The sequence below is a fragment of the Streptomyces sp. NPDC001056 genome, assembly GCF_053598955.1.
On the sequence record NZ_JBSFLI010000006.1, the window covers coordinates 114010 to 140576 of the forward strand.

Here is a 26567-nt window from a genome sequence, read left to right on the forward strand (position 1 = left end):
CGCGCACGGGGGCCCGAAAACACCCGGACGGTACGCACCGGGGGCTCCTGGAGCCCGTACACAGGAACCCCCGGACGTACAAACGTCCGGAAGCAGAGCCCTCTGGGGGCCCGCCCGGCCCTGGAAGCACGCCCGACCCCCGGAGGCCCGTCCTCTGGAGTGCGAGCCCAGCCGCCCCACAGCCCCGACGTACGGCTCCCCGAGCCGTCCCTGACGGCGCGCCCGCCCCTACGGCGCTCCGAGTCACCCCACGGCGCTCCGAGGCGCCCTTACGGCGCTCCGAGTCACCCCTACGTGCCGCCCCGTCCGGGAATCCGCCGGCCGCCCCCGGCTTTACCCCCGGGTTTCGGGGAGCGGGACCGGTTGTCGGTGGGGCGCCCTAGACTCGGAAGGCGATGAGCAGCCTCTTTGACGACAGCTTCCTGGCGGATCTCCAGGCCCCGCGTGGGCACGAGGAGGAGCACCCGCCACCGCCCGAGGACGATCACGCTCCGGAGCCGATTCCGGAGGATCTGTTCGGCGGGAAGTTCGACGTGCCGCCGGACCGGGACACCCACTACCGCGACGGCGCCCCGCGGCCCCCGCTCGACGCGGCGGCCCTGCTGGAGGGGCTGAACGACAACCAGCGCGCCGCGGTCGTGCACGCGGGCTCCCCGCTGCTCATCGTGGCCGGCGCCGGCTCCGGCAAGACCCGGGTGCTCACCCACCGCATCGCCCACCTGCTGGCCGAGCGCCAGGTGCACCCGGGCCAGATCCTCGCGATCACCTTCACCAACAAGGCCGCGGGCGAGATGAAGGAGCGCGTCGAGCAGCTCGTCGGCCCGCGCGCGAACGCGATGTGGGTGATGACCTTCCACAGCGCGTGCGTGCGCATCCTGCGCCGCGAGAGCAAGAAGCTCGGCTTCACCTCGTCGTTCTCGATCTACGACGCCGCCGACAGCAAGCGCCTGATGGCCCTGGTCTGCCGTGACCTGGACCTCGACCCCAAGCGCTTCCCGCCCAAGTCCTTCAGCGCCAAGATCAGCAATCTGAAGAACGAGCTGATCGACGAGGAGGACTTCGCCGCCCAGGCCGCCGACGGCTTCGAGAAGACCCTCGCCCAGGCCTACGCGCTCTACCAGTCGCGGCTGCGCGAGGCCAACGCGCTCGACTTCGACGACCTGATCATGACGACGGTCAACCTGCTGCGCGCCTTCCCGGACGTCGCCGAGCACTACCGACGCCGCTTCCGGCACGTCCTGGTGGACGAGTACCAGGACACCAACCACGCCCAGTACGCCCTGGTCCGCGAACTGGTCGGCACCGGCGAGCACGACGAGGACGTCCCGCCAGGGGAGTACGACATCCCGCCCGCCGAACTGTGCGTCGTCGGTGACGCGGACCAGTCGATCTACGCCTTCCGCGGCGCGACGATCCGCAACATCCTCCAGTTCGAGGAGGACTACCCGAACGCGACGACGATCCTGCTGGAGCAGAACTACCGCTCCACGCAGACCATCCTGTCCGCTGCCAACGCGGTCATCGAGCGCAATGAGTCCCGCCGCCCGAAGAACCTGTGGACCAACGCCGGCCAGGGCGCCCGGATCACCGGCTACGTCGCCGACACCGAGCACGACGAGGCCCAGTTCGTCGCCGACGAGATAGACCGCCTCACGGACGCGGGCGAGGCGCGCGCCGGTGACGTCGCCGTCTTCTACCGGACCAACGCGCAGTCCCGTGTCTTCGAAGAGGTCTTCATCCGCGTCGGCCTGCCCTACAAGGTCGTCGGCGGCGTCCGCTTCTACGAGCGCAAGGAGGTCCGGGACGTCCTCGCCTACCTGCGTGTGCTCGCCAACCCCGAGGACTCGGTGCCGCTGCGCCGCATCCTCAATGTACCCAAGCGGGGTATCGGCGAGCGTGCCGAGGCGATGATCGACGCCCTCGCGCAGCGCGAGAGGATCAGCTTCCCGCAGGCGCTCAAGCGGGTGGACGAGGCGTACGGCATGGCCGCGCGCTCCACCAACGCGGTCAAGCGGTTCAACACGCTGATGGAGGACCTGCGCACCATCGTGGAGTCCGGCGCCGGACCGGCCACCGTCCTGGAGGCCATACTCGAACGCACCGGATACCTCGCCGAGTTGCAGAACTCCACCGACCCGCAGGACGAGACCCGCATCGAGAACCTCCAGGAACTCGCCGCCGTCGCGCTGGAGTTCGAGCAGGAGCGTGGCGAGGGCGAAGCGGCACCGGGAGCCCCCGCGCCGGGCGGCACGCTGGCCGACTTCCTTGAGCAGGTCGCCCTGGTCGCCGACTCGGACCAGATCCCGGACGAGGAGGACGGCGACGGCGTCATCACCCTGATGACCCTGCACACCGCCAAGGGCCTGGAGTTCCCGGTCGTCTTCCTGACCGGCATGGAGGACGGCGTCTTCCCGCACATGCGCGCCCTCGGTCAGGTCAAGGAGCTGGAGGAGGAGCGACGCCTGGCGTACGTCGGCATCACCCGCGCGCGGGAGCGGCTGTACCTCACGCGCTCCGCGATGCGCAGCGCCTGGGGGCAGCCGTCGTACAACCCGCCCTCCCGTTTCCTGGAGGAGATCCCGGCCACGCATGTGGACTGGAAGCGCACGGGTGCCACGGCGCCGATGTCCTCCGGGCCCGCGTCCGGGATCGCGGCCTCGCTGTCCTCGTCCCGTTCGCGCTCCTCGGTCTCCGGCGCGTCCGGCTTCGCCACGCGGCGCACCGCGGGGGAGAAACCCGTGGTCGCGCTGTCCGTCGGGGACCGGGTCACGCATGACCAGTTCGGGCTCGGCACGGTCGTCGGGGTCAAGGGCACGGGCGCGAACGCGGAGGCGACGATCGACTTCGGCGACACCAAGCCGAAGCGGCTGCTGCTGCGGTACGCGCCGGTGGAGAAGCTGTAGACAGCTCCCGAGAAGGAACCGCAGGTCCGGAAAAGGGGCCCTCGCCGACCGGCGGGGCCCCTTTCGGGTGTTCGAGGACGTTACGTGGGGTCGAGCCCGTGACTCCGCAGCCACGGCAGCGGGTCGATCGCCGCCCCGCCCCCGGGCCGTACCTCGAAGTGCAGGTGGGGGCCGGTGGAGTTGCCGGAGTTGCCGGAGTAGGCGATCGGCTCGCCGGCCTTGACGGTCGTACCGGGGGCGACGCGGTAGCTGGAGAGGTGGCAGTACCAGGTCTCCGTGCCGTCCTTCGCGGTCAGGATCAGCATGTTGCCGTAGGCGCTGTTCCACTTGGTGGCGACGGTGCCGTCGGTCGCGGCCATCACCGTGGTGCCGTAGGCGACGGGGAAGTCGATGCCGGTGTGTACCGACATCCAGTTGACACCCGCCTGCCCGAAGTAGGCGCTGAGCCCCTTCTGGAGGACCGGCAGCACGAACTTGGGGCGCAGCCGCTCCTTCAGCGCGGCCTCCGCGGCCGCCTTCTTCTTCTCCTGCTCCTGCTGCTGCTTGAGGTCGATCCGTTCCTGGGTGCGGCTCGCCCGGTCGGCGAAGTCGTCGGCGCCCGCCGACAACCCCCTGAGCTGGGTGTCCAGCTTGCTGTTCGCGACCGAGGGCTGGACCGCGTGCGCATCCGAGGCGGCGGCGGTGGTCTCGGTGGGGCCGTCGTCGTGCAGGGCGCCGACGGAGGCCGCGGCGATCCCGGCGACCCCCACGACACAGACCGAGGGAACGGCGACCGTCAGCAGCGCGGAGCGCTTCGCGGGCGTACGACGTCGGGAACGCGCTCCGGCGCGCGAGCCCGCGCGACCCCCCTGGGGCGGCGCCGGGGCCGGCAGGGCCTCCTGCTGTTCCTCCAACAGGTGGGGCACGGCGGTGAGTTCGCCGGTCCCGTCCAGCTCGCCGAGTCCCTCGAAGGTCGCGGTCTCCTGCTGGTCGAAGGGCACGGCGTCCTGGCCGAACGCCATGGCGTCCTGGTCCAGCGGTACGGCGTCCTGCTCGTACGGCACCGCGTCGTGCTCGTACGGTCCGGCGTCCTGCTCGGTGCCTGCCGTCGCGGCCGGTGCGCCGGTGTTCCACTGCGTGGCGTCGTACGCGCCCGTGTCGAAGGCCTGGGTGCCCCACTCCCACTGCTGGGTGGCGTCGGCGCCGCCCGACCGGTCGGGGTGCAGCCAGGCACCCGCGTCCCACTGCCCGCTCACCTCGTTGCCGGTGGCCTGCGCGGGGACCGTCCAGGCGGTGGTGTCGTAGGCGCCGGTGTCGTACCCCGCCTGGTACTGGGGCGGGTAGACGTCGTAAGCGGGCGTCTGGGTGGTCTCGGAATGCCATGGGCCGGTGGCATATTCACCCGTGGCATGGGTGGTGCCGTAATGGGGGTCGAAGCCCGCGGCGGAACCGCTGGTGAAACCAGTGGCGTCATAGCCGCCGTACGTGGTGAAGTCGCCGTAGAGGGCTTCCTGGGTGCCGTACGACGCCGCGGGCGCCGCGGAGGCGTCGGAAGCCGGGGCCGGGGTGGTCAAGGTCCCCGACGGGTGACGGTCGTTCACCAACTTCTCTTTCGCCTCGACAACAGGGGCTGGCAGAGCAGTGCGGCGACTGTACCCGGCGGTATGCGGGCGCGACAATCTTCGGCCGGTTTCGCGTGGGCCGGAAACGGGCATTCGGCGCCGTTTCGGGGGACACCCGACCCGAGCTTGGCTTTCTGTTCGATGTGCGTTCGATGTCAGCCGGCTGTGCGACGGCTTCGTACGCCCCCGCACGGCGCGGCCGGCCTCACGCCACGGTCAGGCCCTTCGCGAGCTGCTCCCTGGCGTCGGCGGAGTCCAGCGCCTCGCGTATCCCGGCGGCGACGGCGGGGTGCACCGGCAGGGCGAGATGGCCGATGCCGGTCACCCGGATGTTGTGCGCGTCGAGGTCGGGGTGGTCCAGACAGGCCGTCTCCAGCGGGTCCATCAGCGGGTCGAGGTCGCTCCAGAAGCTGACGAACCGCGTACGGCAGCCCGGCGCGGAGCGGCCCAGTTCCTCGATCACCTGGGAGCCGGGGCGCATCTGGCGCACGATCGGATGGGCGTCGGCCAGGGGCGCGACGCGGGTGCCGGCGTGCGGGGTGCCGAGCGTGACCAGTGTGCGTACCCGCAGGTCACCGCCCAGACACTGTACGTAGTACCGTGCGATCAGGCCGCCGAGGCTGTGCCCCACGATGTCCACCCGGTCGCTGCCGGCACGTGCGCAGATCTCCTCCACATGCCGGCCGAACAGCTCGGCGGCGGTGCGGATGTCGCAGGTCAGGGGGGAGTAGTTGAGCGATTCCACGCGCTGCCCGCCGTGCTGGGCCAGACTGCGGCGCAGCAGCACGAACACCGAGCGGTTGTCGATGAAGCCGTGCAGCAGTACGACCGGGGGGCCGGGGCGCACCGGGAGCCGGGCGGTGCCGTCGTCCGCGGGCGCGGGCGCGGGGGCGCAGCGCTCCTGGAACAGGCCGGTCGGATACAGCAGGACGTGTCCCGCCAGGATCGCGGCGTCCAGGGCGGTCGCCTTCAGCAGCGTCGTCGACAGCCCGGCCAGCTTGCCGGGCCACAGGCGCCGGCAGTACGGGAAGAAGAGTGGCACTACTCCGGTGACCTTCATGGCCGACCTCCCGTCGGCACACCGGAGGACGGCTCCTCCCCCGTGTGCCTTCATGTCCCACTCAAGAGAATTCCCCGTCGCCGCGCTCCGTAAAACCGTCGGGCGCGGGATGCTGGAGACAACGCCCGTTCACCCCGTGACGGGTGGCGGAGCGTGCCGAGGATGCGGTACTTGTCGGAAGGCGGAGGCGAGCGTCTCCGCGGTCGTGCGATGGAGGCAGTGATGGGTGAGGCAGCCGGTCCGATCCGCGTGGTGGTCGCCAAGCCGGGCCTCGACGGCCACGACCGCGGAGCCAAGGTCATCGCACGCGCCCTGCGCGACGCCGGGATGGAGGTCATTTACACCGGCCTCCACCAGACGCCCGAGCAGATCGTGGACACCGCGCTCCAGGAGGACGCCGACGCGATCGGCCTGTCCATCCTCTCCGGCGCGCACAACACCCTGTTCGCCGCGGTCATCGACCTGCTCAGGGAGCGCGATGCGCAGGACATCCTCGTCTTCGGCGGCGGCATCATCCCGGAGGAGGACATCCCGCCGCTGAAGGAGAAGGGCGTCGCGGAGATCTTCACCCCGGGGGCGACGACCGCGTCGATCGTGGAGTGGGTCAGGGAGAACGTGCGCCAGCCGGCCGCGTCCGGGGGCTGAGCCGAGGGCGCGGCGCGCCGGGGGCCGTCATGGGGCCGGGTGAGCCGGCCGGTCCTGCCCGCCCCGCCGGGCCCCGGTGGGGTCCGGTGGCCGGTTCTCCCCCGGGTCGGCCGGTCTCAGTTCGTCGGCCATCGCCGCCCGCAGCCGCAGCGTGGTGACGAGCCGCTGGAAGGCCTCCGCCCAGTAGCCCCCCGCACCCGGTGCCGCGTCCTCCCGCTCGTCGGGTATCGCCAGCAGGCCCTCCAGCCGGGCGGCCTCGGCCGGGTCCAGGCAGCGTTCCGCGAGGCCCATCACCCCGCTGAAGCTCCAGGGGTAACTCCCGGCGTCCCGCGCGATGTTGAGAGCGTCCACGACGGCCCGGCCCAGCGGCGCGGCCCAGGGCACCGCGCACACGCCGAGCAACTGGAACGCCTCCGACAGCCCGTGCGTCGCGATGAACCCGGCGACCCACTCGGCCCGTTCCTCCGCCTCCAGCGCGGCCAGCAGCTTGGCGCGCTCCGCCAGGGACACCGCCCCCGGACCACCCGCCTCCGGCGCCGACGGGGAGCCCAGCAGCGCCCGCGACCACACCGCGTCCCGCTGCCGCACCGCCGCCCGGCACCAGGCCGCGTGCAGCTCGCCCTGCCAGCCGTCCGCCACCGCCAGCGCCACGATCTCCCGCGCGCCCCGCCCGCCGAGCCGGTCCGGCCACGTGCCGAGGGGCGCGGCCTCCACCAACTGCCCCAGCCACCAGGACCGTTCACCCCGGCCGGCGGGCGGGGTGGCCACCACGCCGTCGCGCTCCATGCCGGGATCGCACTCGTGCGGCGCCTCCACCGCGATCACCGGCGCGTCTCCCGTACGGTCCAGCGCCACACACGCCGTGGCCCGTACGGCCATCCGCGCGGCCAGCGCCGAACCCGGCAGCGCGGACAGCAGTTCGGCCGCCGTGGCCCGGACATTGCGGCTGCGGTCGCCCAGCGCCTTCTCCAGGAACGGCTCGTCCGCCGCGGACAGGCCCGAGCGCAGCGAGTCCAGGAACATCAGCCGGTCCTCCGCCCGCTCCGTCGGCCAGGTCCCGGCCAGCAACTCCCGGGCGAGCGCGGGGGTACGGGCCCGCAGCGCGCCCAGCAGGGCCACCCGCTCGGCGAACAGCCCCTCCTCCCACAGCCGTCGTATCGCCTTCTCGTCCCCGGGGTCCGGCAGCGCCGCGCCGCCGCCGGGGGCCGAGCGCAGGGCGAACCGCCAGTCCGGGTTGAACCGGGCCAGCCACAGCGCCCGGGGCCCCGCGAACGCCAGCGCCGCCGGCCGCAGGTCCGTACGTCCCCGGGCCGCGTCCAGCAGCGCGGGGAGCGCCTGCGCCGGGGCCGCGTACCCGTGCGCGTTGGCCGCCGCGAGCCACTGCGGGAGCAGCTCCACCAGGTCCGGGGAACTGCCCCGCCGCCCGCCGCTCGCCCCGCCGGAACGGTCCGCCAGCAGCGCGGCCAGCCGGCCGGCCGCCGCCGCGGGCAGCGCCGGACGGGCATCCTCGGGCGCCCGCTCCGGCCGCCGCGCGGCCCGTGCGGCCCGCAGCCCCGCCCGTCGCCGTACGGTCGCCTCGGCCGCCGCGTCCAGCAGGGCGACGGGGGCGGGGCGACCGGGGGCGAGGCGCGCCGGAGGGCGCCGGTCGGTGCCGAGGAGGGCGGTGGTGACCAGGTCCTCCCAGGTCAGGGTGTCCGGGCGGGGCGCGCTGCCGTTCATCGCGCTGCCGTTCATCGCGGTGCCTTCCGTTCGGGTAGGTCGCGCAGGGCGCGTGGGACGGGAGCGGGGCCGGTCGGTCAGCACAGCGGCACCGCCTCCCCGTCGCCCTCCGGCCAGGCCGTGAGCGGGGTGAAGCCCTGGTGGCCGCACTCGCCGAAGACCGTGACCGGGGCGCCGCCGGACAGGGCGAGCAGGCGCCACAGGCCCGGCCGGGAGCGGGCGGCGCGGGTCAGGGGCAGGGCCGCGTCCTCGTCGGCGTCGGCCAGTTGCCACTGCTCGCCGTCCGGGACCGGGACCACCTGCTCCAGGGTCACCGGGACCGACTCCAGCCAGGGGTCCTCGCGCAGCGCCGTGCCGTACCGGGCAACCGCCTCGGCCGTGGTCGTGCCCGGCGGACGGAGACCGGCCGGGACCGGCGCGCCGAACCGTTCGCCCAGCGCGGCCCGGAGCTGACCGGCACCCGGGTACGCGGACAACTCGGCGTCCAGGGCGAGGCCCACCGGCAGGGACAGCTCCGGGGCCCGGCCGGCCGGCCCGTAGGACAGCAGCAGCCGGGTGCGGTGCGACGCGGTGCCGTACAGCCATATCCGGCGGGTCGTCAGTTTCGTGTCCGCCGTGTCGTACTGGGCGAGGACCAGCCAGTGGTCGCGCTCGGGCGGGCCCTCCGCCGGGGCGGGCAGGCCGAGCCGGGAACGGACCGTGGCGGCGAGGGGGTCCGGCAGCGCCTCGCGGCGCAGCCAGCCCTGGTCGAGCAGGTGCAGCAGCGCGCACTCCTCCAGCAGCCGCGCCGGCCAGCCCGCGCCGGACGCCGGTATCGCCCCCAAGTCCCTTACCCGGGCGGCCAGTCCGGGTGCCTGGGCGTCGACCATGCGGGCGGCCGTCTCCTCCCACAGCCCGTACCCCGCCTGTTCGGCCGCGGCGAGGCCGCCGCGCAGCAGGTCGGCCAGGCGCTGCTCCAGCTCGGTCGCGCCCGCGGTGACCCGCTCGGCCCGGCGCTCGGCGCGGCGCCGGGCCGCCTCCGGGTCGGCGGCCGGAGCGCTCCCGCCGCCCTCCGTCCGCTTGTCCTCCGCGTGGTCGCGCCGTCCCGTCAGCCACTGCTCGGCCCACTTCGGCGGCTCGGCGCGGACCGGCACCGAGCCGCCGTCGGCCGCCCACAGCAGAAGCAGCCCGAGCGCGTGCTTGCACGGGAACTTACGGCTCGGACAACTGCACTTGTACGCGGGCCCGGTGAGGTCGACCACCGTCTGGTACGGCCTGCTGCCACTGCCCTTGCACAACCCCCACACCGACTCCTTCCCGCTCCCCGACTCGGACCACGGACCGGCCGTGCCGAGCCTGCCGCCCGCTTTGCGTGACGCGGCGTCAGGCGCCAGTGCCAGCACCTGGTCCGCGGTCCAGCGCACCCCCTGCTCAGTCATGTCCCCGACGGTAGATCCCGCCACTGACAGTGCGCTCTGCGCAGGTGTTTTCGCTGGTCAGAGCGATTGTCAGTGGTGTGGTGCACCGTTGGTGGCAGATCCGAACCGGCCGAGCTGGAGGGGGCCTCAGCCATGTCAGCCAACCTCGCGTCCACGCGACCGAAGACCGCCGCGCCGCACCCGGGCGAGAACGCGGCAGCCCTGCGACCGCACGCCGAGCAGGCGTTCGCGGACGAACTCGCCGCGCTGGCCGCGCAGGACGACCGGCCCCGTCCGGCCCGCTGGAGACTGTCGCCGTGGGCGGTGGCCACGTACCTGCTCGGCGGCACCCTGCCGGACGGCACGGTGATCTCGCCGAAGTACGTGGGCCCGCGCCGGATCGTCGAGGTCGCCGTGACCACGCTCGCCACCGACCGCGCCCTGCTTCTGCTCGGCGTGCCCGGCACCGCCAAGACCTGGGTGTCGGAGCATCTGGCCGCCGCCGTCAGCGGCGACTCGACGCTGCTGGTCCAGGGCACCGCGGGCACCCCCGAGGAGGCCATCCGCTACGGCTGGGACTACGCGCGGCTGCTCGCCCACGGTCCCAGCCGCGACGCCCTCGTGCCCAGCCCGGTCATGCGCGCCATGGCCGAGGGCATGACCGCCCGGGTCGAGGAGCTGACCCGTATCCCGGCCGATGTGCAGGACACGCTGATCACCATCCTGTCCGAGAAGACCCTGCCCGTCCCGGAGCTGGGCGAGGAGGTCCAGGCGGTCCGCGGCTTCAACCTCATCGCGACCGCCAACGACCGCGACCGGGGCGTCAACGATCTCTCCAGCGCGCTGCGCCGCCGCTTCAACACCGTCGTGCTGCCGCTGCCCGAGAGCGCCGAGGCCGAGGTCGACATCGTCACCCGCCGCGTCGAACAGCTCGGCCGCTCCCTCGATCTGCCGGCCTCCCCCGACGGGATGGCGGAGATCCGCCGCGTCGTGACCGTCTTCCGCGAGCTGCGCGGCGGACTGACCGACGACGGCCGTACGAAGGTGAAGTCGCCCAGCGGCACCCTGTCCACGGCCGAGGCGATCTCCGTCGTCACCGGCGGCCTCGCGCTCGCCGCCCACTTCGGTGACGGCGTGCTGCGCCCGGCGGACGTCGCCGCCGGCATCCTCGGCGCCGTCGTCCGCGACCCGGCGGCCGACCGGGTCGTCTGGCAGGAGTACCTGGAGACGGTCGTGCGCGAGCGCGAGGGCTGGACGGACTTCTACCGTGCCTGCCGGGAGGTGAGCGCATGACCGGCACGGCCGGGAGCGGGACCCGCCGCTCCGGCCCGCTGCTGCTCGGCGTACGGCACCACGGGCCCGGTTCCGCCCGCGCGGTGCGGGCCGCGCTGGACGCCGCGCGGCCCTCGACCGTCCTGATCGAGGGACCGCCCGAGGCCGACGCGCTGGTCCCGCTGGCCGCCGACCCGGGCCTGCGGCCGCCGGTCGCCCTGCTCGCCCATGCCGTGGACGAGCCCGGCCGCTCGGCGTTCTGGCCGTTCGCCGGGTTCAGCCCGGAGTGGGTGGCCCTGCGCTGGGCGCTGGAACACGGCGTCCCGGCCCGCTTCATCGACCTGCCGGCCGCGCACACCCTCGCGTGGCAGACGGAGACCGGACTCACGCCCGGAGAGCCCGGAGAAGCCGGAGAAGCCGGAGAAGCCGGAGAAGCCGGAGAAGCCGGAGAAGGGGAGGAGGCTCCGGCCGCCGAGGGGGAGCAGGCCCGCGTCGACCCGCTCGGCGCCCTGGCCGAGGCCGCCGGGTACGACGATCCCGAGCGCTGGTGGGAGGACGTCGTGGAGCACCGGGGGCCCGGGGAGCGGGACCCCTTCGCCCCGTTCGAGGCGCTGGCGGAGGCCATGGGCGCCCTGCGCGAGCGGTACGGCGCGGGCGGGCGCCCCCGGGACCTGGTGCGCGAGGCGCAGATGCGCCTCCGACTGCGCGCAGCCCGTAAGGAGTTCGGCGACGCGGTGGCCTTGGTGTGCGGGGCCTGGCACGTGCCCGCGCTGCGCGAGAAGACCACCGTCGCCGCCGACCGGGCGCTGCTCAAGGGGCTGACCAAGGTCAAGGCCGACCTGACCTGGGTGCCCTGGACGCACCGCAGGCTGGCCCGGTCGAGCGGCTACGGCGCGGGCATCGACTCGCCCGGCTGGTACGGCCATCTCTTCCACGCCCCCGACCGGCCGGTGGAGCGCTGGCTGACCAGGGTGGCGGGGCTGCTGCGGGAGGAGGACCGGATCGTGTCCTCCGCGCACGTCATCGAGGCCGTGCGGCTCGCGGAGACCCTCGCCGCGATGCGCGGCCGTCCGCTGCCGGGGCTGGGGGAGACCACCGACGCGGTGCGCGCGGTGATGTGCGACGGCTCGGACGTGCCGCTGGCGCTGGTGCACGACCGGCTGGTGGTCGGGGACGTCCTGGGCGAGGTGCCGGAGTCGGCGCCCGCGGTGCCGTTGCAGCGTGACCTGGCGCGACAGCAGCGCGCGCTGCGGCTCAAGCCGGAGGCACTGGAGCGCGAGCTGGAGCTGGACCTGCGGGGGAACACGGACGCGGGCCGCAGCAGACTGCTGCACCGGCTGCGGCTGCTGGGGATCGGCTGGGGGGAGCAGGGCGCCTCGCGGGGGAGCACGGGCACGTTCCGGGAGACCTGGCGGCTGCGCTGGGAGCCGGAGCTGTCGGTGCGGGTCGCGGAGGCGGGGGTCTGGGGGACGACCGTGGCCGCGGCGGCACGGGCCAGGGCGGAGTCGGACGCGGCGAGCGCGGCGGCCCTCGCCGAGGTCACCGCGCTCGCCGAACGGTGCCTGCTCGCCGGTCTCCCGGACGCCCTGCCGGTGGTCATGCGGGCGCTCGCCGACCGCGCGGCCCTGGACACGGACGTCGGCCACCTCGCCCAGGCCCTGCCCGCCCTGGTCCGCACCCTGCGCTACGGCGACGTCCGCGGCACCGACACCCGCGCACTGGCCGGCGTCGCCGCCGGTCTCGCCGAGCGTGTCTTCGTCGGCCTGCCTCCGGCCTGCGCCGCGCTCGACACCGACGCGGCGGAGCGGATGCGGGGCCATGTGGACGCGGTGCACGCTGCGGTGGGACTGCTGGGGGAGGCGGTGGCCGACGCGGCGGCGGGCGCTTCTGATACCGGTGCTGCCGGCGGCGCGGGCGGCACCGGCGGCGTCGGCGGTCCGGACGATGGCGCGGGGACCGGCCGGGGCACGACGGCCGCGGCGGGCGCCGGTCCCGGTGGGGCAGGTGGTCCCGGTACCCCCGCGGATGCCGCTGGGACAGAGGAAGGCGGCGCGACCTCGGGCGCCCCTGCCGGCCGAGGTACGGCGGCTCCCCCGATGGCCGGCGCGGATCAAGGCACGGCGGCTTCTCCGGCCGTCGGCGCCGGTCGAGGTACCGCGGCCCCCTCGGCCCTCGGCGCCGATGAGGGCGCGGCCGGGGCCTCGGCCCCCGGCGTCGGCGCGAGCGGGAGCGCCGGCGGCCTCGGTGGGATGCGCCGGCGCTGGCGGGGCGTGCTCCGCGTGCTCGCCCTGCGGGACACCGTCGCAGGGGTGATCCGGGGGCGGGCGGTGCGGTTGCTGCTGGACGAGGGGGAGCTGGGGGCCGGGGAGGCGGCGCGGCTGATGGGGCTCGTGCTGTCGCCGGGGACGCCGCCCGGTGACGCGGCCGCCTGGATCGAGGGCTTCGTCGGCGGCGGGGGCGGCATGCTGCTGGTGCACGACGAGCGGCTGCTCGGCCTGGTCGACACCTGGCTGACCGGGGTGCCGGCGGAGGCGTTCACGGACGTACTGCCGCTGCTGCGGCGCACCTTCGCGGCGTACGACCCGGGGGTGCGCAGAACCCTCGGCGAACTGGTGCGGCGCGGACCGGGGGAGCGGACGGGCTCGGCGGTCCGGGGACTCACCGCACCCGGCTTCGCCGCCGAGCCGGACACCGAGCGCGCCGACGCCGTGCTCCCGGTGCTGCGGCTCCTCCTCGGCCCGGACGGACGACGGGCGCCGACGACCCACGACAAGAGCCTCACGGGGGTGGGCACATGACGACCCAGACACCGGCGGACCTCCACGACCCCGCCCACGAACGCCTGCGGCGCTGGCGGCTGGTGCTCGGCGGGGAGCAGGCCGACGGCACCGGATGCGCGCTGTCCGGACGGGACGCGGGGATGGACGGGACGCTGGCCGCGCTCTACGGCAAGCGGGACAGACCGCAGCCGGGGCGGGACCGCGCGGCGGGACTCGGTGCCTCGGCGCCCTCCGTGGCGCGCTGGCTCGGGGACATCCGCACCTATTTCCCGTCCTCCGTCGTCCAGGTCATGCAGCGCGACGCCATCGACCGGCTCGGGCTCGCCGCCCTGCTCCTGGAGCCGGAGATGCTGGAGGCGGTGGAGGCCGACGTGCACCTGGTCGGCACCCTGCTGTCGCTCAACAAGGCGATGCCGGAGACGACGAGGGAGACGGCGCGGGCGGTCGTGCGCAAGGTGGTGGAGGACCTGGAGAAGCGGCTCGCCACCCGCACCCGGGCCACCCTGACCGGCGCCCTGGACCGCAGCGCCCGCGTCAGCCGGCCGCGCCACCACGACATCGACTGGAACCGCACCATCGCGGCCAATCTCAAGCACTACCTGCCCGAGTACCGCACCGTCGTACCGGAGCGGCTGATCGGCTACGGGCGGGCCGCGCGGTCGGTGAGGAAGGAGGTGATCCTCTGCATCGACCAGTCCGGGTCGATGGCGGCGTCCGTGGTCTACGCGTCCGTCTTCGGCGCGGTCCTCGCCTCCATGCGGTCGATCAGCACCCGCCTCGTCGTCTTCGACACGGCGGTGGCCGACCTCACCGAGCAGCTCGACGACCCGGTGGACGTCCTCTTCGGCACCCAGCTCGGCGGCGGCACGGACATCAACCGGGCGCTGGCCTACTGCCAGGCGCACATCACCCGGCCCGCCGAGACCGTGGTGGTGCTGATCAGCGACCTGTACGAGGGCGGCATACGCGACGAGATGCTCAAGCGGGTGGCGGCCATGAAGGCGTCCGGGGCGCAGTTCGTGACGCTGCTCGCGCTGTCGGACGAGGGCGCGCCCGCCTACGACCGGGAGCACGCGGCCGCGCTCGCCGCGCTCGGCGCCCCGGCCTTCGCCTGTACGCCCGACCTGTTCCCCGAGGTGATGGCCGCGGCCCTGGAGAAGCGGCCGCTGCCGATACCCGAGACGGCCTGAGGCCGGGGAGAGTGTGACACCGAGGCGAGCGTATCGAGGGAGGAAGGAACGAACTGAGGGAAGAAGGGGAGAAACCGGGAACCCGCGCGGCGTACGGGGCGTCGGAGGGGGCATCGGACAGCCGGTACATCCGCTCGTCGCCCGGCCACCTCGCTCCGTGGGGCGGTCGCACCCGGTCGGCCGAACGCCGTCGGTTCGTCCGGGCGGAGCCTCGCGGATGGGGCGGTGGTCCCCATTGGGGTGGGGATCAACCGTTCCGGCCCCGGTGCCACCGGGGCCGCGCGGAGGCCTCACCGGGTCGGCCCCAGCCCGGTGAGGCCTCGTACTCGCCGGTAGGGCCGGGGTGGGCGGCACGGCGTGCCAGAGAACCCGGCATCATGTGACAGGTATCACCGCTCGCGTGTGACGCTCGATTTAGGGAGCCCCAGCAAGCGGCGATAACCTGCGAGACGGACATGCCGCGCGCTCGGACACCGTGTGCGCCCCCCTAGTGACAAGCGGACGTCACGTTGCCCTTCGCGGCACGCCCACGCATCCAACGAACCGCGAGATCACTGATAGGGACGGAAGCGCGTGGACCTGTTCGAGTACCAGGCGAGGGACCTCTTCGCCAAGCACGATGTACCGGTGCTGGCCGGTGAAGTCATCGACACGCCTGAGGCGGCGCGCGAGATCACCGAGCGTCTGGGCGGCAAGTCCGTCGTCAAGGCGCAGGTGAAGGTCGGTGGTCGTGGCAAGGCCGGTGGCGTCAAGCTGGCCGCCACCCCGGACGAGGCCGTCGCGCGCGCGACGGACATCCTCGGCATGGACATCAAGGGCCACACGGTCCACAAGGTGATGATCGCCGAGACCGCTCCGGAGATCGTCGAGGAGTACTACGTCTCCTTCCTCCTCGACCGTGCGAACCGCACCTTCCTCTCCATCGCGTCCGTCGAGGGCGGCATGGAGATCGAGGAGGTGGCGGCCACCCGCCCCGAGGCCGTCGCCAAGACGCCGATCGACGCGATCGACGGTGTGACCCCCGAGAAGGCCCGCGAGATCGTCGCGGCCGCCAAGTTCCCGGCCGAGGTCGCCGACAAGGTCGCCGACGTGCTGGTCAAGCTGTGGGACACCTTCATCAAGGAGGACGCCCTCCTGGTCGAGGTGAACCCGCTGGCCAAGGTCGCCTCCGGTGACGTCATCGCCCTCGACGGCAAGGTGTCCCTGGACGACAACGCCGAGTTCCGTCACCCGGACTTCGAGGCGCTGCACGACAAGGCCGCGGCCAACCCGCTGGAGGCCGCCGCCAAGGAGAAGAACCTCAACTACGTCAAGCTCGACGGTGAGGTCGGCATCATCGGCAACGGCGCGGGTCTCGTCATGAGCACCCTGGACGTCGTGGCGTACGCCGGTGAGAACCACGGTGGCGTCAAGCCCGCCAACTTCCTGGACATCGGTGGCGGCGCCTCCGCCCAGGTGATGGCGAACGGCCTGGAGATCATCCTCGGTGACCCGGACGTCAAGTCCGTCTTCGTGAACGTCTTCGGCGGCATCACCGCCTGTGACGAGGTCGCCAACGGCATCGTGCAGGCCCTGAAGCTTCTGGAGGACCGCGGCGAGAAGGTCGAGAAGCCGCTCGTCGTCCGCCTCGACGGCAACAACGCCGAGCTGGGCCGGAAGATCCTCACGGACGCCAACCACCCGCTGGTGCAGCGCGTCGACACCATGGACGGCGCGGCCGCGAAGGCCGCCGAGCTGGCCGCCGCCAAGTAAGCACGAGGACGAGGACACCGACACACCATGGCTATCTGGCTCAACAAGGACAGCAAGGTCATCGTCCAGGGCATGACCGGCGCCACCGGCATGAAGCACACCAAGCTCATGCTCGGTGACGGCACGAACGTCGTGGGCGGCGTGAACCCGCGCAAGGCGGGTCAGACCGTGGACTTCGACGGCACCGAGGTACCGGTCTTCGGCACCGTCAAGGAGGCCATCGAGAAGACCGGCGCCAACGTCTCCGTCATCTTCGTGCCGGAGAAGTTCACCAAGGACGCGGTCGTCGAGGCCATCGACGCCGAGATCCCGCTGGCCGTCGTGATCACCGAGGGCATCGCCGTGCACGACTCGGCGGCGTTCTGGGCGTACGCCGGCAAGAAGGGCAACAAGACCCGGATCATCGGCCCGAACTGCCCCGGCATCATCACCCCGGGTCAGTCGAACGTCGGCATCATCCCGGGCGACATCACCAAGCCGGGCCGCATCGGTCTGGTGTCGAAGTCCGGCACGCTGACGTACCAGATGATGTACGAGCTGCGGGACATCGGCTTCTCCACCGCCGTCGGCATCGGTGGCGACCCGATCATCGGCACGACGCACATCGACGCGCTCGCGGCGTTCCAGGAGGACCCCGAGACCGAGCTCATCGTGATGATCGGTGAGATCGGTGGTGACGCCGAGGAGCGTGCCGCCGCGTTCATCAAGGAGAACGTGACGAAGCCGGTCGTCGGTTACGTCGCGGGCTTCACCGCGCCGGAGGGCAAGACCATGGGTCACGCCGGCGCGATCGTCTCCGGCTCCTCCGGCACCGCACAGGCCAAGAAGGAGGCTCTGGAGGCCGCCGGCGTCAAGGTCGGCAAGACCCCGACCGAGACGGCGAAGCTCGCCCGCGAGATCCTGGGCGCGTGACCCTCTCGGCAGAGCCGAGCCTCTGACCCGTACGCCGGTAGGCCCGTCCCGTTCCCCGGGGCGGGCCTACCGGCGTTTCGTCCGGGCACCTCACCGGGGCGTCGGCTCGATTCTCTCCGGGCCCGAGCCCGAGGCCGCGTCCTGGCGGAGCTTCGTGCGCAGGGCCAGTTCGTCGCGGGACAAGGGGCCCATCGGGACCGTGTGGGGGACGCCCTGGACGGCCTGGGCGGGGGCGATCGGGGGTTCGTAGTGGGTCGGGGCCGTCCGCAGCGTGAGAGTCGTCGCGCCGATGATGGTCACCGTGAAGGCGATGGCCGCGCGGGTCCAGAAGACGTTGCGGCGCTCGCCGAGGGTGCGGACCGTCGGGGGACGGGAGGCGCGCAGGCGTTCGCGGGAGGCGAGTTCGGTCAGCCGGCGGTGCAGGAGCGCGGTGTCGGCCAGGGCGGGCACGTGCGCGGCGACCGCCTCCCGCGCGTGCGTCAGCCGGTTCGCCGCCGCCGGGGTGCTCGCCTCCGTCTCCGCCGCGGTCTCCGGAAGATCGAGCCCGACACCGTCGTACAGCACGAGCGTGCGCCGGTACGACGGCGGCAGCTTGAGCAGGGCGCTGAGCAGGTCCCGGTCGGCCGGGTCGGCGGGCGGCGGCTCCGGGTGCCGGTGGCACGGGCGGAACCGGTGCCAGGGGGAGAGCGCGCAGTCGTACGCCACCCCCCGTACCCACCCCGCCGGGTCCCGGTCCCTGGCCACCTCGGGCCAGCGCTGCCAGGCCAGCTGGAACGCGCGTTCCACCGCCTCGCGGGCCAGTTCGCGGCGCCCGCACAGCAGATAGGCCTGGCGTACGAGGGCCGGGGCGCAGAAGGCGTAGAGCGCGTCGAAGGCCTCGGCGGGCGTCGACGGCTCCGGGTGGGCGGCCGGTCCGCCGGGACCCGGCTGTCCGGACGGCCGATCGTCCGTCGACCGGGTGAGGAACTCGGCGTACGCGCGGCCCTCGGCGCCGGCCGGCTCCTTGCGGCCGGACTCCCACGCGCGCACCGTGGCGCGGGCCACGCCGAGGCGTCTGGCGAGCTGAGCCTGGGTCAGGGACCTGGACCGGCGCAGGTGTCGGCGTTCCTTCGGTGGTGGCAACGGGCTGGCGGGGATCTGCGTGGTCACCGTGCGCCCTTTCGTACGATAAGTGACATAAACACATATTGAGCGACACTACGGTGCTTCCCCTGTTACGCCGGGAAAGCGCGTGTCGTTGGGACCATGGCCGCGTGACCCAGATGACCGCGCGCCGACCGTCGCTCGCCCCCCTGTCCGCCCGACTGCGCGACCGTCCGCCCGGCCTGTCCGCGAGCCTGCTGGACGGCGTGGTCGCGGCCGGACTCGGGCTCGGCACGCTCGCCGTGCTGGTCCTGGGCCTGTGGATCAGCTCGCCCTACCCCGACAGCGGGCCGGACGGCGCGCTGCACGTCGCCGCCGCGCTGTGGCTGCTGGCGCACGGCGTCGAACTGGTCCGCACCGACACCCTCTCGGGCGCGCACCTCCCGGTGGGCGTCACCCCGCTGCTGCTGCTCGCACTGCCGGGGTGGCTGCTGTACCGGGCCGGGCGGTACGCCACGGACGCCCCCGCCGACCCCGACGGACCGCCGCCGGTGCCGGTGCGCACGGCGTGGCTGGGCGTGGTCCTCGGCTACCTCGCCGTCGGCACCGCCGCCGCGCTGTACTGCTCCGGCGGCGAACTCCGGCCCTCCTGGTTCTGGTTGACGGTCTCTCTGCCGCTGGTCGCGGCGGCCGGGGCGGGGGCCGGGGTGTGGTCGGCGCACGGGTGCCCGCCCGAGCCGCTGCTGGTCGTGCTGAGGGCGGTGCCGGGTCCGGTACGGCGGGTGGCGTTCGGCGTGGACGCGCGGGCGCGGGTGGACGCGGCCGTACGGGCATCCGGCGCGGCGACGGCGGTGCTGGTCGGGGGCGGGGTACTGCTCGTCGCCGCGTCGACGGTGTGGCACGGGGGCGCGGCGCGGGCGTCGTTCCTCCAGCTGACGGAGGGGTGGACGGGGCGGTTCGCGGTGCTGCTGCTCGGCCTGACGCTGGTCCCCAACGCCTCGGTGTGGGCCGCGTCCTACGCCCTCGGGCCCGGGTTCGTCCTCGGCGCCGGGCATCCGGTGCACCCGTTCGCCTCCGACCCGGCCCCGCTGCTCCCGCCGTTCCCGCTGCTCGCGGCGGTCCCGGACGCGGGCCCCGGCACCCGGCTGAACTGGGCGGCCGCGCTGGTGCCGGTGGCGGCGGGCGCGGTGGCCGGATGGTTCGTGGCCCGGTCGGCGGTACGACGCCCGGGGCGGGGGGAGCCGCCCCGGGCGCGCTGGTCGATGACCCGTACCACCGGCGTGACCCTGCTGACGGCCACGGTCTGCGCCCTCCTGCTGGCCCTCCTCGCCGTCCTCTCCGGCGGCCCCCTGGGCAACGCCGCCCTGGCCGACTTCGGCCCCCTGTGGTGGCAGACGGGCCCGGCGGCCGGCGTCTGGACCGCGCTGCTGGGCATGCCGACGGCCCTGGTCGTACGGGCGTGGCGGCTTCGCGGGGCGGAACCCCCGGCGCAGCAGCACGACTCGGGGAGGGCGAGGGACGCGGGGAGGCCGGGTCCGGGGAAGGCGAAGGACGCGGGGAAGCCGGGGCCGGGGAAGGCGAAGGACGCGGGGAAGGGCGAGGAGAAGGCCACGGACCAGGACGGGTCGAGCGACGAGGCCGGGGACCTGTTCGCCCCGTCCGAACCCGTCCCCGGCCCGACCGACCCCACCGACGAGGAGCCCTACGACATCCTCCCCGCCGAGGCCCCGCCCTGGCTGACCCTGCCCGAGGCCCCGCCCAAGCCCCTCGATCCCCCGACCGGGGGAACGCCCTGAAGCCGAGCCCCGGACTACTGGTTCGCCGTCCCCAGCACGCCCCTCAGCTGCTCCGGCAGCAGCGTCTGGCACGACTGCTTCGCCTCATGGGTGAGCGCGTCGTCGACGCACGTGAAGTAGTCGCGGTAGACGAACTGGACCGTGAAGGTCGAGGCGACCAGGACCAGGGCCAGGGACGCCGTGACCAGGCCGCCGACGGCCGCCGTGATCTGGGGGCGGCCGGGGGCCGGGGCCGGCTTGTCGGGGTCCGCGGCGCGCGGCGTGGCGCGCAGGGAGCTGATGCCCCAGTACAGGGCCAGCGCGCCCAGCAGCAGCGACACGTACGGCCAGCTGAAGAGCACGAAGAAGATGGCCCACATCCCGGACAGCAGCGCGTACCGCGCCCGGCGCTGGACCGGGTCCGTCGGGTCCCAGCGCATGCCCGCGCCGGGGCCGCCCCGACCGCCCTGCCCGCCGGGACCCTGCGGACCCGCGCCGGGACGCTCACCGAAGCCGCCGGTGGAACGTCCGGGCTGCCGGTCGCTCCACTGGCTGCCCCAGGAGCCACCCGCGTGACCGCCCCCCTGACCACCACCGGGACCGGCGGCGCCGCCCGGGTGCCGGGGCTGCCACGGCCGGTCCGGCGTGCCCTCCGGCGGCGGCGCGAACGGATTGTCCTGCTTGCCGTCACCGCCGCGGCCACCACGCCCGGACTCGCCGCCCTGCCCCTCGCCGGAGCCCTCCGCCCCGCCCCGCGGAGCGTCCGGCGGCGTCGAAGGCCGCTCGCGCAGCAGCATTCCGCCGCGCTCCCCTCCCTGGGCCGGGTCTGGCGGGAACGTGAGGAGTCGCAGGCTGCGGACGGGCATCAAAAGAGCGTCTTCCCCTAGATCAACACGGCTGTCGTCGTGAGCTTCCACCCCGTCAACGCGCCGCACGACGCCCGCGTTCCCGGGGCTGCTCTTCCCGATTCCCTGCGAACGCTACCTCCCGGCCACGCACCCGTCCCGTGGGGGCCGCCCGCAATGCCGGTATCGTTGCTGGCGGTCGGCCGCTTCGTAGACTTCCCCGTATCCCGGGACGCGAAGCATCCGTACGAATGTACAAACCGCCGACCGCAGAGATCGCTTTTCGAGAAAGGGCCCCACCGTGGCCGCCAACCCCGTGGCCAAGCGCCTCGTCGTGCTGGTCTCCGGATCCGGCACCAATCTGCAGGCGCTCCTGGACGAGATCGAGCGCACCGGAGCCGAGGAGTACGGCGCGCGGATCGTCGCCGTCGGGGCGGACCGCGACGGCATCGAGGGGCTCGCCCGCGCCGAGCGGGCCGGGCTGCCGACCTTCGTGTGCCGGGTCAAGGACCACACGAGCCGCGAGGAGTGGGACGCCGCCCTCGCCGCCGCCGTCGCGGCCCACGAGCCCGACCTCGTGATCTCCGCCGGGTTCATGAAGATCGTGGGCAAGGAGTTCCTCGCGCGCTTCGGCGGGCGGTTCGTCAACACCCACCCGGCCCTGCTGCCGAGTTTTCCCGGCGCCCACGGCGTCCGCGACGCGCTCGCGTACGGCGCCAAGGTCACCGGCTGCACCGTCCACTTCGTCGACGACGGCGTCGACACCGGGCCGATCATCGCGCAGGGCGTGGTGGAGATCCGGGACGAGGACGACGAGAGCGCGCTGCACGAGCGCATCAAGGAAGTCGAGCGAAGCCTGCTCGTCGAGGTCGTGGGCCGGCTCGCCCGCCACGGCTATCGCATTGAGGGACGAAAGGTAGTTATCCAGTGACCGCCGAGAGCAACAAGCGGCCCCTTCGCAGGGCGCTCGTCAGCGTCTACGACAAGACCGGCCTGGAAGAGCTGGCGCGCGGGCTGCACGAGGCCGGCGTCGAGCTGGTGTCGACCGGTTCCACCGCCTCCCGCATCGCCGCCGCCGGTGTGCCCGTCACCAAGGTCGAGGAGCTGACCGGCTTCCCCGAGTGCCTGGACGGCCGGGTCAAGACCCTGCACCCGAAGGTGCACGCGGGCATCCTCGCCGACCTGCGCCTGGACAGCCACCGCGAGCAGCTCGCCGAGCTGGGCGTGGCGCCGTTCGACCTCGTCGTGGTGAACCTGTACCCGTTCCGCGAGACCGTCGCCTCCGGCGCCTCGGCCGACGAGTGCGTGGAGCAGATCGACATCGGCGGTCCCTCGATGGTGCGCGCCGCCGCCAAGAACCACCCCTCGGTCGCCGTGGTCACCAGCCCCGAGCGGTACGCCGACGTGCTCGCGGCCGTCAAGGACGGCGGCTTCGACCTGGCCGCCCGCAAGCGGCTGGCCGCCGAGGCGTTCAAGCACACCGCCGCCTACGACGTGGCCGTCGCCTCCTGGTTCGCCGACGACTACGCCCCCGTGGACGACTCGGCCTTCCCGGACTTCTTCGGCGCCACCTACGCGCGCAAGAACACCCTGCGCTACGGCGAGAACCCGCACCAGGGCGCCGCGCTGTACGTCGACGGCACGGGTGGTCTGGCCGAGGCGGAGCAGCTGCACGGCAAGGAGATGTCGTACAACAACTACACGGACACGGACGCCGCGCGCCGTGCCGCGTACGACCACGCCGAGCCCTGCGTCGCGATCATCAAGCACGCCAACCCCTGCGGCATCGCGGTCGGCGCGGACGTCGCCGAGGCGCACCGCAAGGCGCACGCCTGTGACCCGGTGTCCGCGTACGGCGGTGTGATCGCCGTGAACCGCCCGGTCAGCAAGGAGATGGCCGAGCAGGTCGCGGAGATCTTCACCGAGGTCATCGTGGCCCCGGACTACGAGGAGGGGGCCCTGGAGGCCCTCACCAAGAAGAAGAACCTCCGCGTGCTGAAGGCAGCGGGCGCGCCGGCCAACCCGGTCGAGGCCAAGCAGGTCGACGGCGGTCTGCTGCTCCAGGTCACCGACCGGCTCCAGGCCGAGGGCGACGACCCGGCCAACTGGACGCTGGCCAGCGGCGAGGCGCTGTCCGCCGAGGAGCTGAAGGACCTCGCCTTCGCCTGGAAGGCGTGCCGCGCGGTGAAGTCCAACGCGATCCTGCTCGCCAAGGACGGCGCCTCGGTCGGCGTCGGCATGGGCCAGGTCAACCGCGTCGACTCCTGCAAGCTCGCGGTCGAGCGGGCCGGCGAGGAGCGCGCCCGGGGTTCCTACGCGGCCTCCGACGCCTTCTTCCCCTTCCCCGACGGCCCGGAGATCCTGATCGGCGCCGGTGTCCGGGCGATCGTCCAGCCGGGCGGCTCGATCCGTGACGAGCAGGTCGTGGAGGCCGCCAAGAAGGCGGGCGTGACCATGTACTTCACGGGCACGCGCCACTTCTTCCACTGAGCCGTACGCACCGGGACCGGCGGCCTCCGGCCCTCCTCCGAGGGAGCCGGAGGCCGCCGCGCTCTCCGTCCGGGCCGGGCGGGATTCGCTGTTCCCCCGTGTGAACGAGCGGTGTGATCGCCCCGCCGTGGCGGAGTGGTTCCACCGTCCCGGCCGGGCCCGGCTTCCGGCACCTCGGAAGTCTCAGGGTGTGTACTCGGCGAGGTAGCGGGCGACCCGGTCGCAGTAGCCGCGGTACGCCGCGGGGACCCCGCCCGCGGCGTTCACCTTCTTGTACGACGTCCGGTACCCCGCCGCGTCCAGCACCCGCTTGTCGCCGGGCAGCCCCGCCTTCACGTGGGCGTCGATGAAGCACAGATAGCGGCCCATGGCCGGGATGGACACGGCCGGGGTCAGCGGCGGCGTCGGGGTCGCCGAGGCGGGAACGCCGTCGTCCCGCGTCCACCAGCGCAGCACGGCCGGGGTCCAGCGGGCGATGCCGAACTCCTGGGTGCCCGGGTCGGCGAGGTCCGGGTCGAAACCGCTCTCGGCCTTCAGCATGGCCGCGATCAGCGCCGGGCTGACGTCCGGGCGGGGGCAGTCGTGCGCGGCGTCCACGATCAGCCGCCGGTAGCGCGCCGGAACGCCCCGGTCGGTGCGGAGTTCGGCGCTGCCGTAGGCGGCCAGGGCCTTGTCGTCGGCACCGTGCCAGTGGTCGAGGCCGTACCCGAGGAGGGCGACGGCGGCGGCCGCGACGGCCAGGATCGTCGCACGGCGGCGGCGGCCGGAGCGTGAGAAGCGGGGGAGACGGGGTGCGCGGCCCGTGCCCGCGGCGGCGGTGAGGCGGCGCAGCAGCGTCCCGGTGCCGATCCGGTCGGCGTGCGTACGGGCCAGGCAGTCCCGCACGATCTCCCGCCAGGCATCCGGGAGTTCGGCCGCCAGGCGCAGTTCCTCGGTGCCGCGCGCGTAGGCGACGGCAGCGTCCCGGCGGGCCGAGGGGGTGCCGCCGGGCAGTGGGAAGGAGCCGGTGAGCAGGAGGTGGGCGAGCACGCCGAAGGCCCAGACGTCGGCGGACGGGCGGATCCGGCGGCCGCGGTCGCCGATCTCCGACCACAGCAGCTCGGGCGGCGTGTAGTCGGGGGTGGAGAAGGCGGGGGTGTAGCCGTGGGTGCCCTCCAGCTCCGCCGCCATGTTGAAGTCCGCGAGCCGCGCCGAACCGTCCGCCATCAGCAGCACGTTGGCCGGCTTCAGATCACCGTGCACCCAGCCCGCCCGGTGCAACTGCGCGAGCCCCTCGCAGACCTGGGCCAGCAGCGCGGGCCCGGCGGCGGGCCGCGGCTCGGCGGCGAGCAGCGCGGACAGGGAACCCTCCGCGCGTTCCAGTACGAGGACGGTGGCGCCGTCGAGGGCGGGGCGCCCGGGGTCGTCGACGACGAGGGTCTCGTACATCCGGATCAGGCGCGGTTGCCGCAGCCGCCATAACAACTCCACCTCCCGTTCGACGAGTTCGCGCAGGTGGGCGAGCTGGCGGGGGGTGCCGGTGCCGGTGGGCAGGAACTTCAGGGCCGCGGTGCGGGGGAGTCGGCCGTCGGCTCCGGGGTGCGACGCCGCCTCGCCGTCGCCGGTGCGCCGTGCCGCGTACACGCTGCCGAAGGCGCCCGTCGCGAGCGGTTCGCGGACCTCCCAGCCGCCGACCCGGTAACCCCTGGGCACCGGTACGGCGTACGGCTCGCTCACCGGGCGGCCGGGCGCACGGAGCCGGACAGCACGACCAGGTCCTCCTCGCGCACCAGGTCGAAGCGGAGCGCCAGCGAGACCAGGGACTCCTTCTTGCCGTTCAGGCGCGGGCCCGGCTCCGCCGTGTCCGGGCCCGGTTTGAGGCGCAGCTTCACCGCGAGGTAGTCGATGTTCCACTGCACCGAGGTGCGCGAGGCGGCCGGCCAGGAGGGGCGCAGCCGGCCGACGACCTGGTCGACGGTGGGCAGCGGGGCGTGCGGATCGCCGCGCAGCCGGGGTTCGCACAGGGCGGCCAGCACGGCGAAGTAGCGCGTGGTGCGGTCGACGGAGAAGGCCGGGGCGGTGGTCTCGCCGTCCGCTCCGCAGCCGTCGCGCAGATAGTCGTGGCGCGGCGCCCACACCTCGATGGTGAGCAGGTCGCCGGCGGCGGGCAGCACGATCCGCGAGAACTCGAAGGGGACCGGCGCCTCCAGACGGCCCGGCCCGACCTTGATGTGCTCGCCCGCGCCCTCCGGGTTCTCCACGACGTACGTCTGGTGCGCGGACAGGTTGCTCAGTATCCAGAACGCGCCCTGGGCGCCGATTTCGCCGGCCCGGCGCGAGACGCCCTCGTGCGGGATCGGCAGGTCGTTCCCGGGCGCCCGGCCGAAGCGGAGGCGCTCGCCGGGGGCGAGGCGGATCTGGCTGCGCTGCTGCCGGTCCTCCGCAGTCGGCGGAGGTACGACGATGATGCTGTACAAGGTGCGTCTCCCCGTGCCTGGCGGCTTCTCCCGGAGTAGGGCGACGCACCGGGGCCGTGTCCCCCCTGGAAGGGTGAGACACGGCCCCGGATGTTGAACGGCGCGACGTGTTCCTTACCGCGCGAGCGGCTCAGTAGCGGGCGCGGTTGAACCAGGCCTTGCCGTCGGCGCCGCCGACGAAGCTGGCGATCAGGATGCCGAGCACGATGTGGAAGATGCCCACGACGACGAGGAACGGGTAGACGCCGAGCACCGCGGTCAGGATGCCGAAGACCAGCGTCGTGACCCGCAGGTTGTTGCCGCCGCTGGAGAACTTCGTGGCCAGTACGATCGCCCAGACCAGCCAGGCGAGCGCGAGCACCATGAAGGCCCACAGCACGCCCACCGGGTAGTCGGCGAGCCCCGGCACGGAGTTGTCGTTCTTGGCCTTGTTGACGGCCACGGCGGAGAAGGCGAACAAGCCCACGCCGATGACCTGGAGAGCGACGATCACCCACAGCATCACGCGGGCCGCGTTGACCTTGCCCGGCATGCTGGTCATCGGGGCGGCGGCGTACGACTGCTGGACCGGCGGCGCGGCGGGGTAGCCGTACCCGGGCTGCTGCGGCTGCCCCTGCGGGTTGCCGTAAGGGTTGTTCGGGTCGCCGTAGCTCATGGTTGGTCTTTCCTCCGTTGTTTCCGAGTGCG

At 73.6% G+C, this 26567-nt stretch carries 19 protein-coding genes; 10 read left to right on the top strand and 9 right to left on the bottom strand.

Annotated elements, in window-relative coordinates; genetic code table 11:
- The first annotated feature begins 395 nt into the window (after positions 1-395).
- On the top strand, positions 396-2903 hold the full coding sequence (gene pcrA, locus ACWDD7_RS09780; protein WP_351876428.1) for a DNA helicase PcrA: 2508 nt from the start codon (positions 396-398) through the stop codon (positions 2901-2903).
- Between the two features lie 80 nt (positions 2904-2983).
- On the opposite strand, the gene ACWDD7_RS09785 is transcribed toward pcrA, so the two are convergent.
- A complete protein-coding gene (locus ACWDD7_RS09785; RefSeq protein WP_450456960.1) occupies positions 2984-4597 on the bottom strand; it encodes a M23 family metallopeptidase in 1614 nt (537 codons plus the stop codon).
- Positions 4598-4709: 112 nt separating this feature from the next.
- Positions 4710-5564 (bottom strand): esterase/lipase family protein, encoded by an 855-nt coding sequence (locus ACWDD7_RS09790; RefSeq protein ID WP_450456961.1) that lies wholly within the window; start codon positions 5562-5564, stop codon positions 4710-4712.
- A 222-nt stretch (positions 5565-5786) separates the two neighbouring features.
- On the opposite strand from ACWDD7_RS09790, the gene ACWDD7_RS09795 reads away from it, so the two are divergent.
- On the top strand, positions 5787-6209 hold the full coding sequence (locus tag ACWDD7_RS09795) for a cobalamin B12-binding domain-containing protein (protein WP_351876431.1): 423 nt from the start codon (positions 5787-5789) through the stop codon (positions 6207-6209).
- 27 nt (positions 6210-6236) lie between these two features.
- Here ACWDD7_RS09795 and ACWDD7_RS09800 read toward each other — a convergent pair whose 3' ends face one another.
- Both ACWDD7_RS09800 and ACWDD7_RS09805 read right to left on the bottom strand, forming a co-directional pair.
- On the bottom strand, positions 6237-7943 hold the full coding sequence (locus ACWDD7_RS09800) for a DUF5691 domain-containing protein (protein ID WP_450456962.1): 1707 nt from the start codon (positions 7941-7943) through the stop codon (positions 6237-6239).
- Between the two features lie 62 nt (positions 7944-8005).
- On the bottom strand, positions 8006-9346 hold the full coding sequence (locus ACWDD7_RS09805; protein WP_450456963.1) for an SWIM zinc finger family protein: 1341 nt from the start codon (positions 9344-9346) through the stop codon (positions 8006-8008).
- Between the two features lie 132 nt (positions 9347-9478).
- Here ACWDD7_RS09805 and ACWDD7_RS09810 point away from each other — a divergent pair, with 132 nt between their 5' ends.
- The 5 genes from ACWDD7_RS09810 (at position 9479) to sucD (ending at position 17231) form a co-directional block, all read left to right on the top strand.
- Positions 9479-10618 carry an ATP-binding protein gene (locus ACWDD7_RS09810; RefSeq protein WP_450456964.1) on the top strand — a complete coding sequence of 380 codons (1140 nt, stop codon included), beginning with the start codon at positions 9479-9481 and terminating at the stop codon, positions 10616-10618.
- Positions 10615-13395, top strand: a complete 2781-nt coding sequence (locus tag ACWDD7_RS09815) for a DUF5682 family protein (protein WP_450456965.1) — start codon at positions 10615-10617, stop codon at positions 13393-13395. The genes ACWDD7_RS09810 and ACWDD7_RS09815 overlap by 4 nt, the downstream gene beginning before the upstream one ends.
- Positions 13392-14567, top strand: a complete 1176-nt coding sequence (locus ACWDD7_RS09820; protein WP_450456966.1) for a VWA domain-containing protein — start codon at positions 13392-13394, stop codon at positions 14565-14567. The genes ACWDD7_RS09815 and ACWDD7_RS09820 overlap by 4 nt, the downstream gene beginning before the upstream one ends.
- A 573-nt stretch (positions 14568-15140) precedes the next feature.
- A complete protein-coding gene (gene sucC, locus ACWDD7_RS09825; RefSeq protein WP_285561749.1) occupies positions 15141-16319 on the top strand; it encodes an ADP-forming succinate--CoA ligase subunit beta in 1179 nt (392 codons plus the stop codon).
- A gap of 27 nt (positions 16320-16346) precedes the next feature.
- A complete protein-coding gene (gene sucD, locus ACWDD7_RS09830; RefSeq protein ID WP_285561748.1) occupies positions 16347-17231 on the top strand; it encodes a succinate--CoA ligase subunit alpha in 885 nt (294 codons plus the stop codon).
- A 90-nt stretch (positions 17232-17321) separates the two neighbouring features.
- Here the strand turns inward: sucD and ACWDD7_RS09835 are convergent, their stop codons facing one another.
- Positions 17322-18380: a helix-turn-helix domain-containing protein gene (locus tag ACWDD7_RS09835; RefSeq protein WP_450456967.1), complete on the bottom strand. Its 1059-nt coding sequence runs from the start codon at positions 18378-18380 to the stop codon at positions 17322-17324.
- Between the two features lie 113 nt (positions 18381-18493).
- Here ACWDD7_RS09835 and ACWDD7_RS09840 point away from each other — a divergent pair, with 113 nt between their 5' ends.
- Positions 18494-20110 carry a cell division protein PerM gene (locus ACWDD7_RS09840; RefSeq protein WP_450457058.1) on the top strand — a complete coding sequence of 539 codons (1617 nt, stop codon included), beginning with the start codon at positions 18494-18496 and terminating at the stop codon, positions 20108-20110.
- Between the two features lie 14 nt (positions 20111-20124).
- On the opposite strand, the gene ACWDD7_RS09845 is transcribed toward ACWDD7_RS09840, so the two are convergent.
- Complete coding sequence (locus ACWDD7_RS09845; RefSeq protein WP_450456968.1) at positions 20125-20955, bottom strand: hypothetical protein; 831 nt, start codon at positions 20953-20955, stop codon at positions 20125-20127.
- Between the two features lie 280 nt (positions 20956-21235).
- On the opposite strand from ACWDD7_RS09845, the gene purN reads away from it, so the two are divergent.
- Together purN and purH are read left to right on the top strand one after the other, a co-directional pair.
- Positions 21236-21865: a phosphoribosylglycinamide formyltransferase gene (gene purN, locus ACWDD7_RS09850; protein WP_285561745.1), complete on the top strand. Its 630-nt coding sequence runs from the start codon at positions 21236-21238 to the stop codon at positions 21863-21865.
- On the top strand, positions 21862-23424 hold the full coding sequence (purH, locus tag ACWDD7_RS09855; RefSeq protein ID WP_351877069.1) for a bifunctional phosphoribosylaminoimidazolecarboxamide formyltransferase/IMP cyclohydrolase: 1563 nt from the start codon (positions 21862-21864) through the stop codon (positions 23422-23424). Before purN ends, purH begins: the two co-directional genes overlap by 4 nt.
- Before the next feature lie 183 nt (positions 23425-23607).
- Here the strand turns inward: purH and ACWDD7_RS09860 are convergent, their stop codons facing one another.
- The 3 genes from ACWDD7_RS09860 to ACWDD7_RS09870 form a co-directional block, all read right to left on the bottom strand.
- Entirely contained in the window at positions 23608-25140 is a 1533-nt protein-coding gene (locus tag ACWDD7_RS09860) for a protein kinase domain-containing protein (protein WP_450456969.1), read from the bottom strand.
- Positions 25137-25880: an FHA domain-containing protein gene (locus tag ACWDD7_RS09865; RefSeq protein WP_450456970.1), complete on the bottom strand. Its 744-nt coding sequence runs from the start codon at positions 25878-25880 to the stop codon at positions 25137-25139. Before ACWDD7_RS09865 ends, ACWDD7_RS09860 begins: the two co-directional genes overlap by 4 nt.
- 130 nt (positions 25881-26010) lie before the next feature.
- Positions 26011-26535: a hypothetical protein gene (locus ACWDD7_RS09870; protein WP_351877066.1), complete on the bottom strand. Its 525-nt coding sequence runs from the start codon at positions 26533-26535 to the stop codon at positions 26011-26013.
- Between the last annotated feature and the right edge of the window lie 32 nt (positions 26536-26567).

Bases quoted from the DNA above. Each gene is read 5' to 3' on its own strand.
- ACWDD7_RS09840 (WP_450457058.1), top strand. From the start codon at position 18,494: ATGACCGCGCGCCGACCGTCGCTCGCCCCCCTGTCCGCCCGACTGCGC.
- ACWDD7_RS09815 (WP_450456965.1), top strand. From the start codon at position 10,615: ATGACCGGCACGGCCGGGAGCGGGACCCGCCGCTCCGGCCCGCTGCTG.
- sucD (WP_285561748.1), top strand. From the start codon at position 16,347: ATGGCTATCTGGCTCAACAAGGACAGCAAGGTCATCGTCCAGGGCATG.
- ACWDD7_RS09790 (WP_450456961.1), bottom strand. From the start codon at position 5,564: ATGAAGGTCACCGGAGTAGTGCCACTCTTCTTCCCGTACTGCCGGCGC.
- ACWDD7_RS09805 (WP_450456963.1), bottom strand. From the start codon at position 9,346: ATGACTGAGCAGGGGGTGCGCTGGACCGCGGACCAGGTGCTGGCACTG.
- ACWDD7_RS09795 (WP_351876431.1), top strand. From the start codon at position 5,787: ATGGGTGAGGCAGCCGGTCCGATCCGCGTGGTGGTCGCCAAGCCGGGC.
- pcrA (WP_351876428.1), top strand. From the start codon at position 396: ATGAGCAGCCTCTTTGACGACAGCTTCCTGGCGGATCTCCAGGCCCCG.
- ACWDD7_RS09870 (WP_351877066.1), bottom strand. From the start codon at position 26,535: ATGAGCTACGGCGACCCGAACAACCCTTACGGCAACCCGCAGGGGCAG.
- ACWDD7_RS09820 (WP_450456966.1), top strand. From the start codon at position 13,392: ATGACGACCCAGACACCGGCGGACCTCCACGACCCCGCCCACGAACGC.
- ACWDD7_RS09785 (WP_450456960.1), bottom strand. From the start codon at position 4,597: ATGCCCGTTTCCGGCCCACGCGAAACCGGCCGAAGATTGTCGCGCCCG.
- ACWDD7_RS09800 (WP_450456962.1), bottom strand. From the start codon at position 7,943: ATGAACGGCAGCGCGATGAACGGCAGCGCGCCCCGCCCGGACACCCTG.
- ACWDD7_RS09845 (WP_450456968.1), bottom strand. From the start codon at position 20,955: ATGCCCGTCCGCAGCCTGCGACTCCTCACGTTCCCGCCAGACCCGGCC.
- ACWDD7_RS09810 (WP_450456964.1), top strand. From the start codon at position 9,479: ATGTCAGCCAACCTCGCGTCCACGCGACCGAAGACCGCCGCGCCGCAC.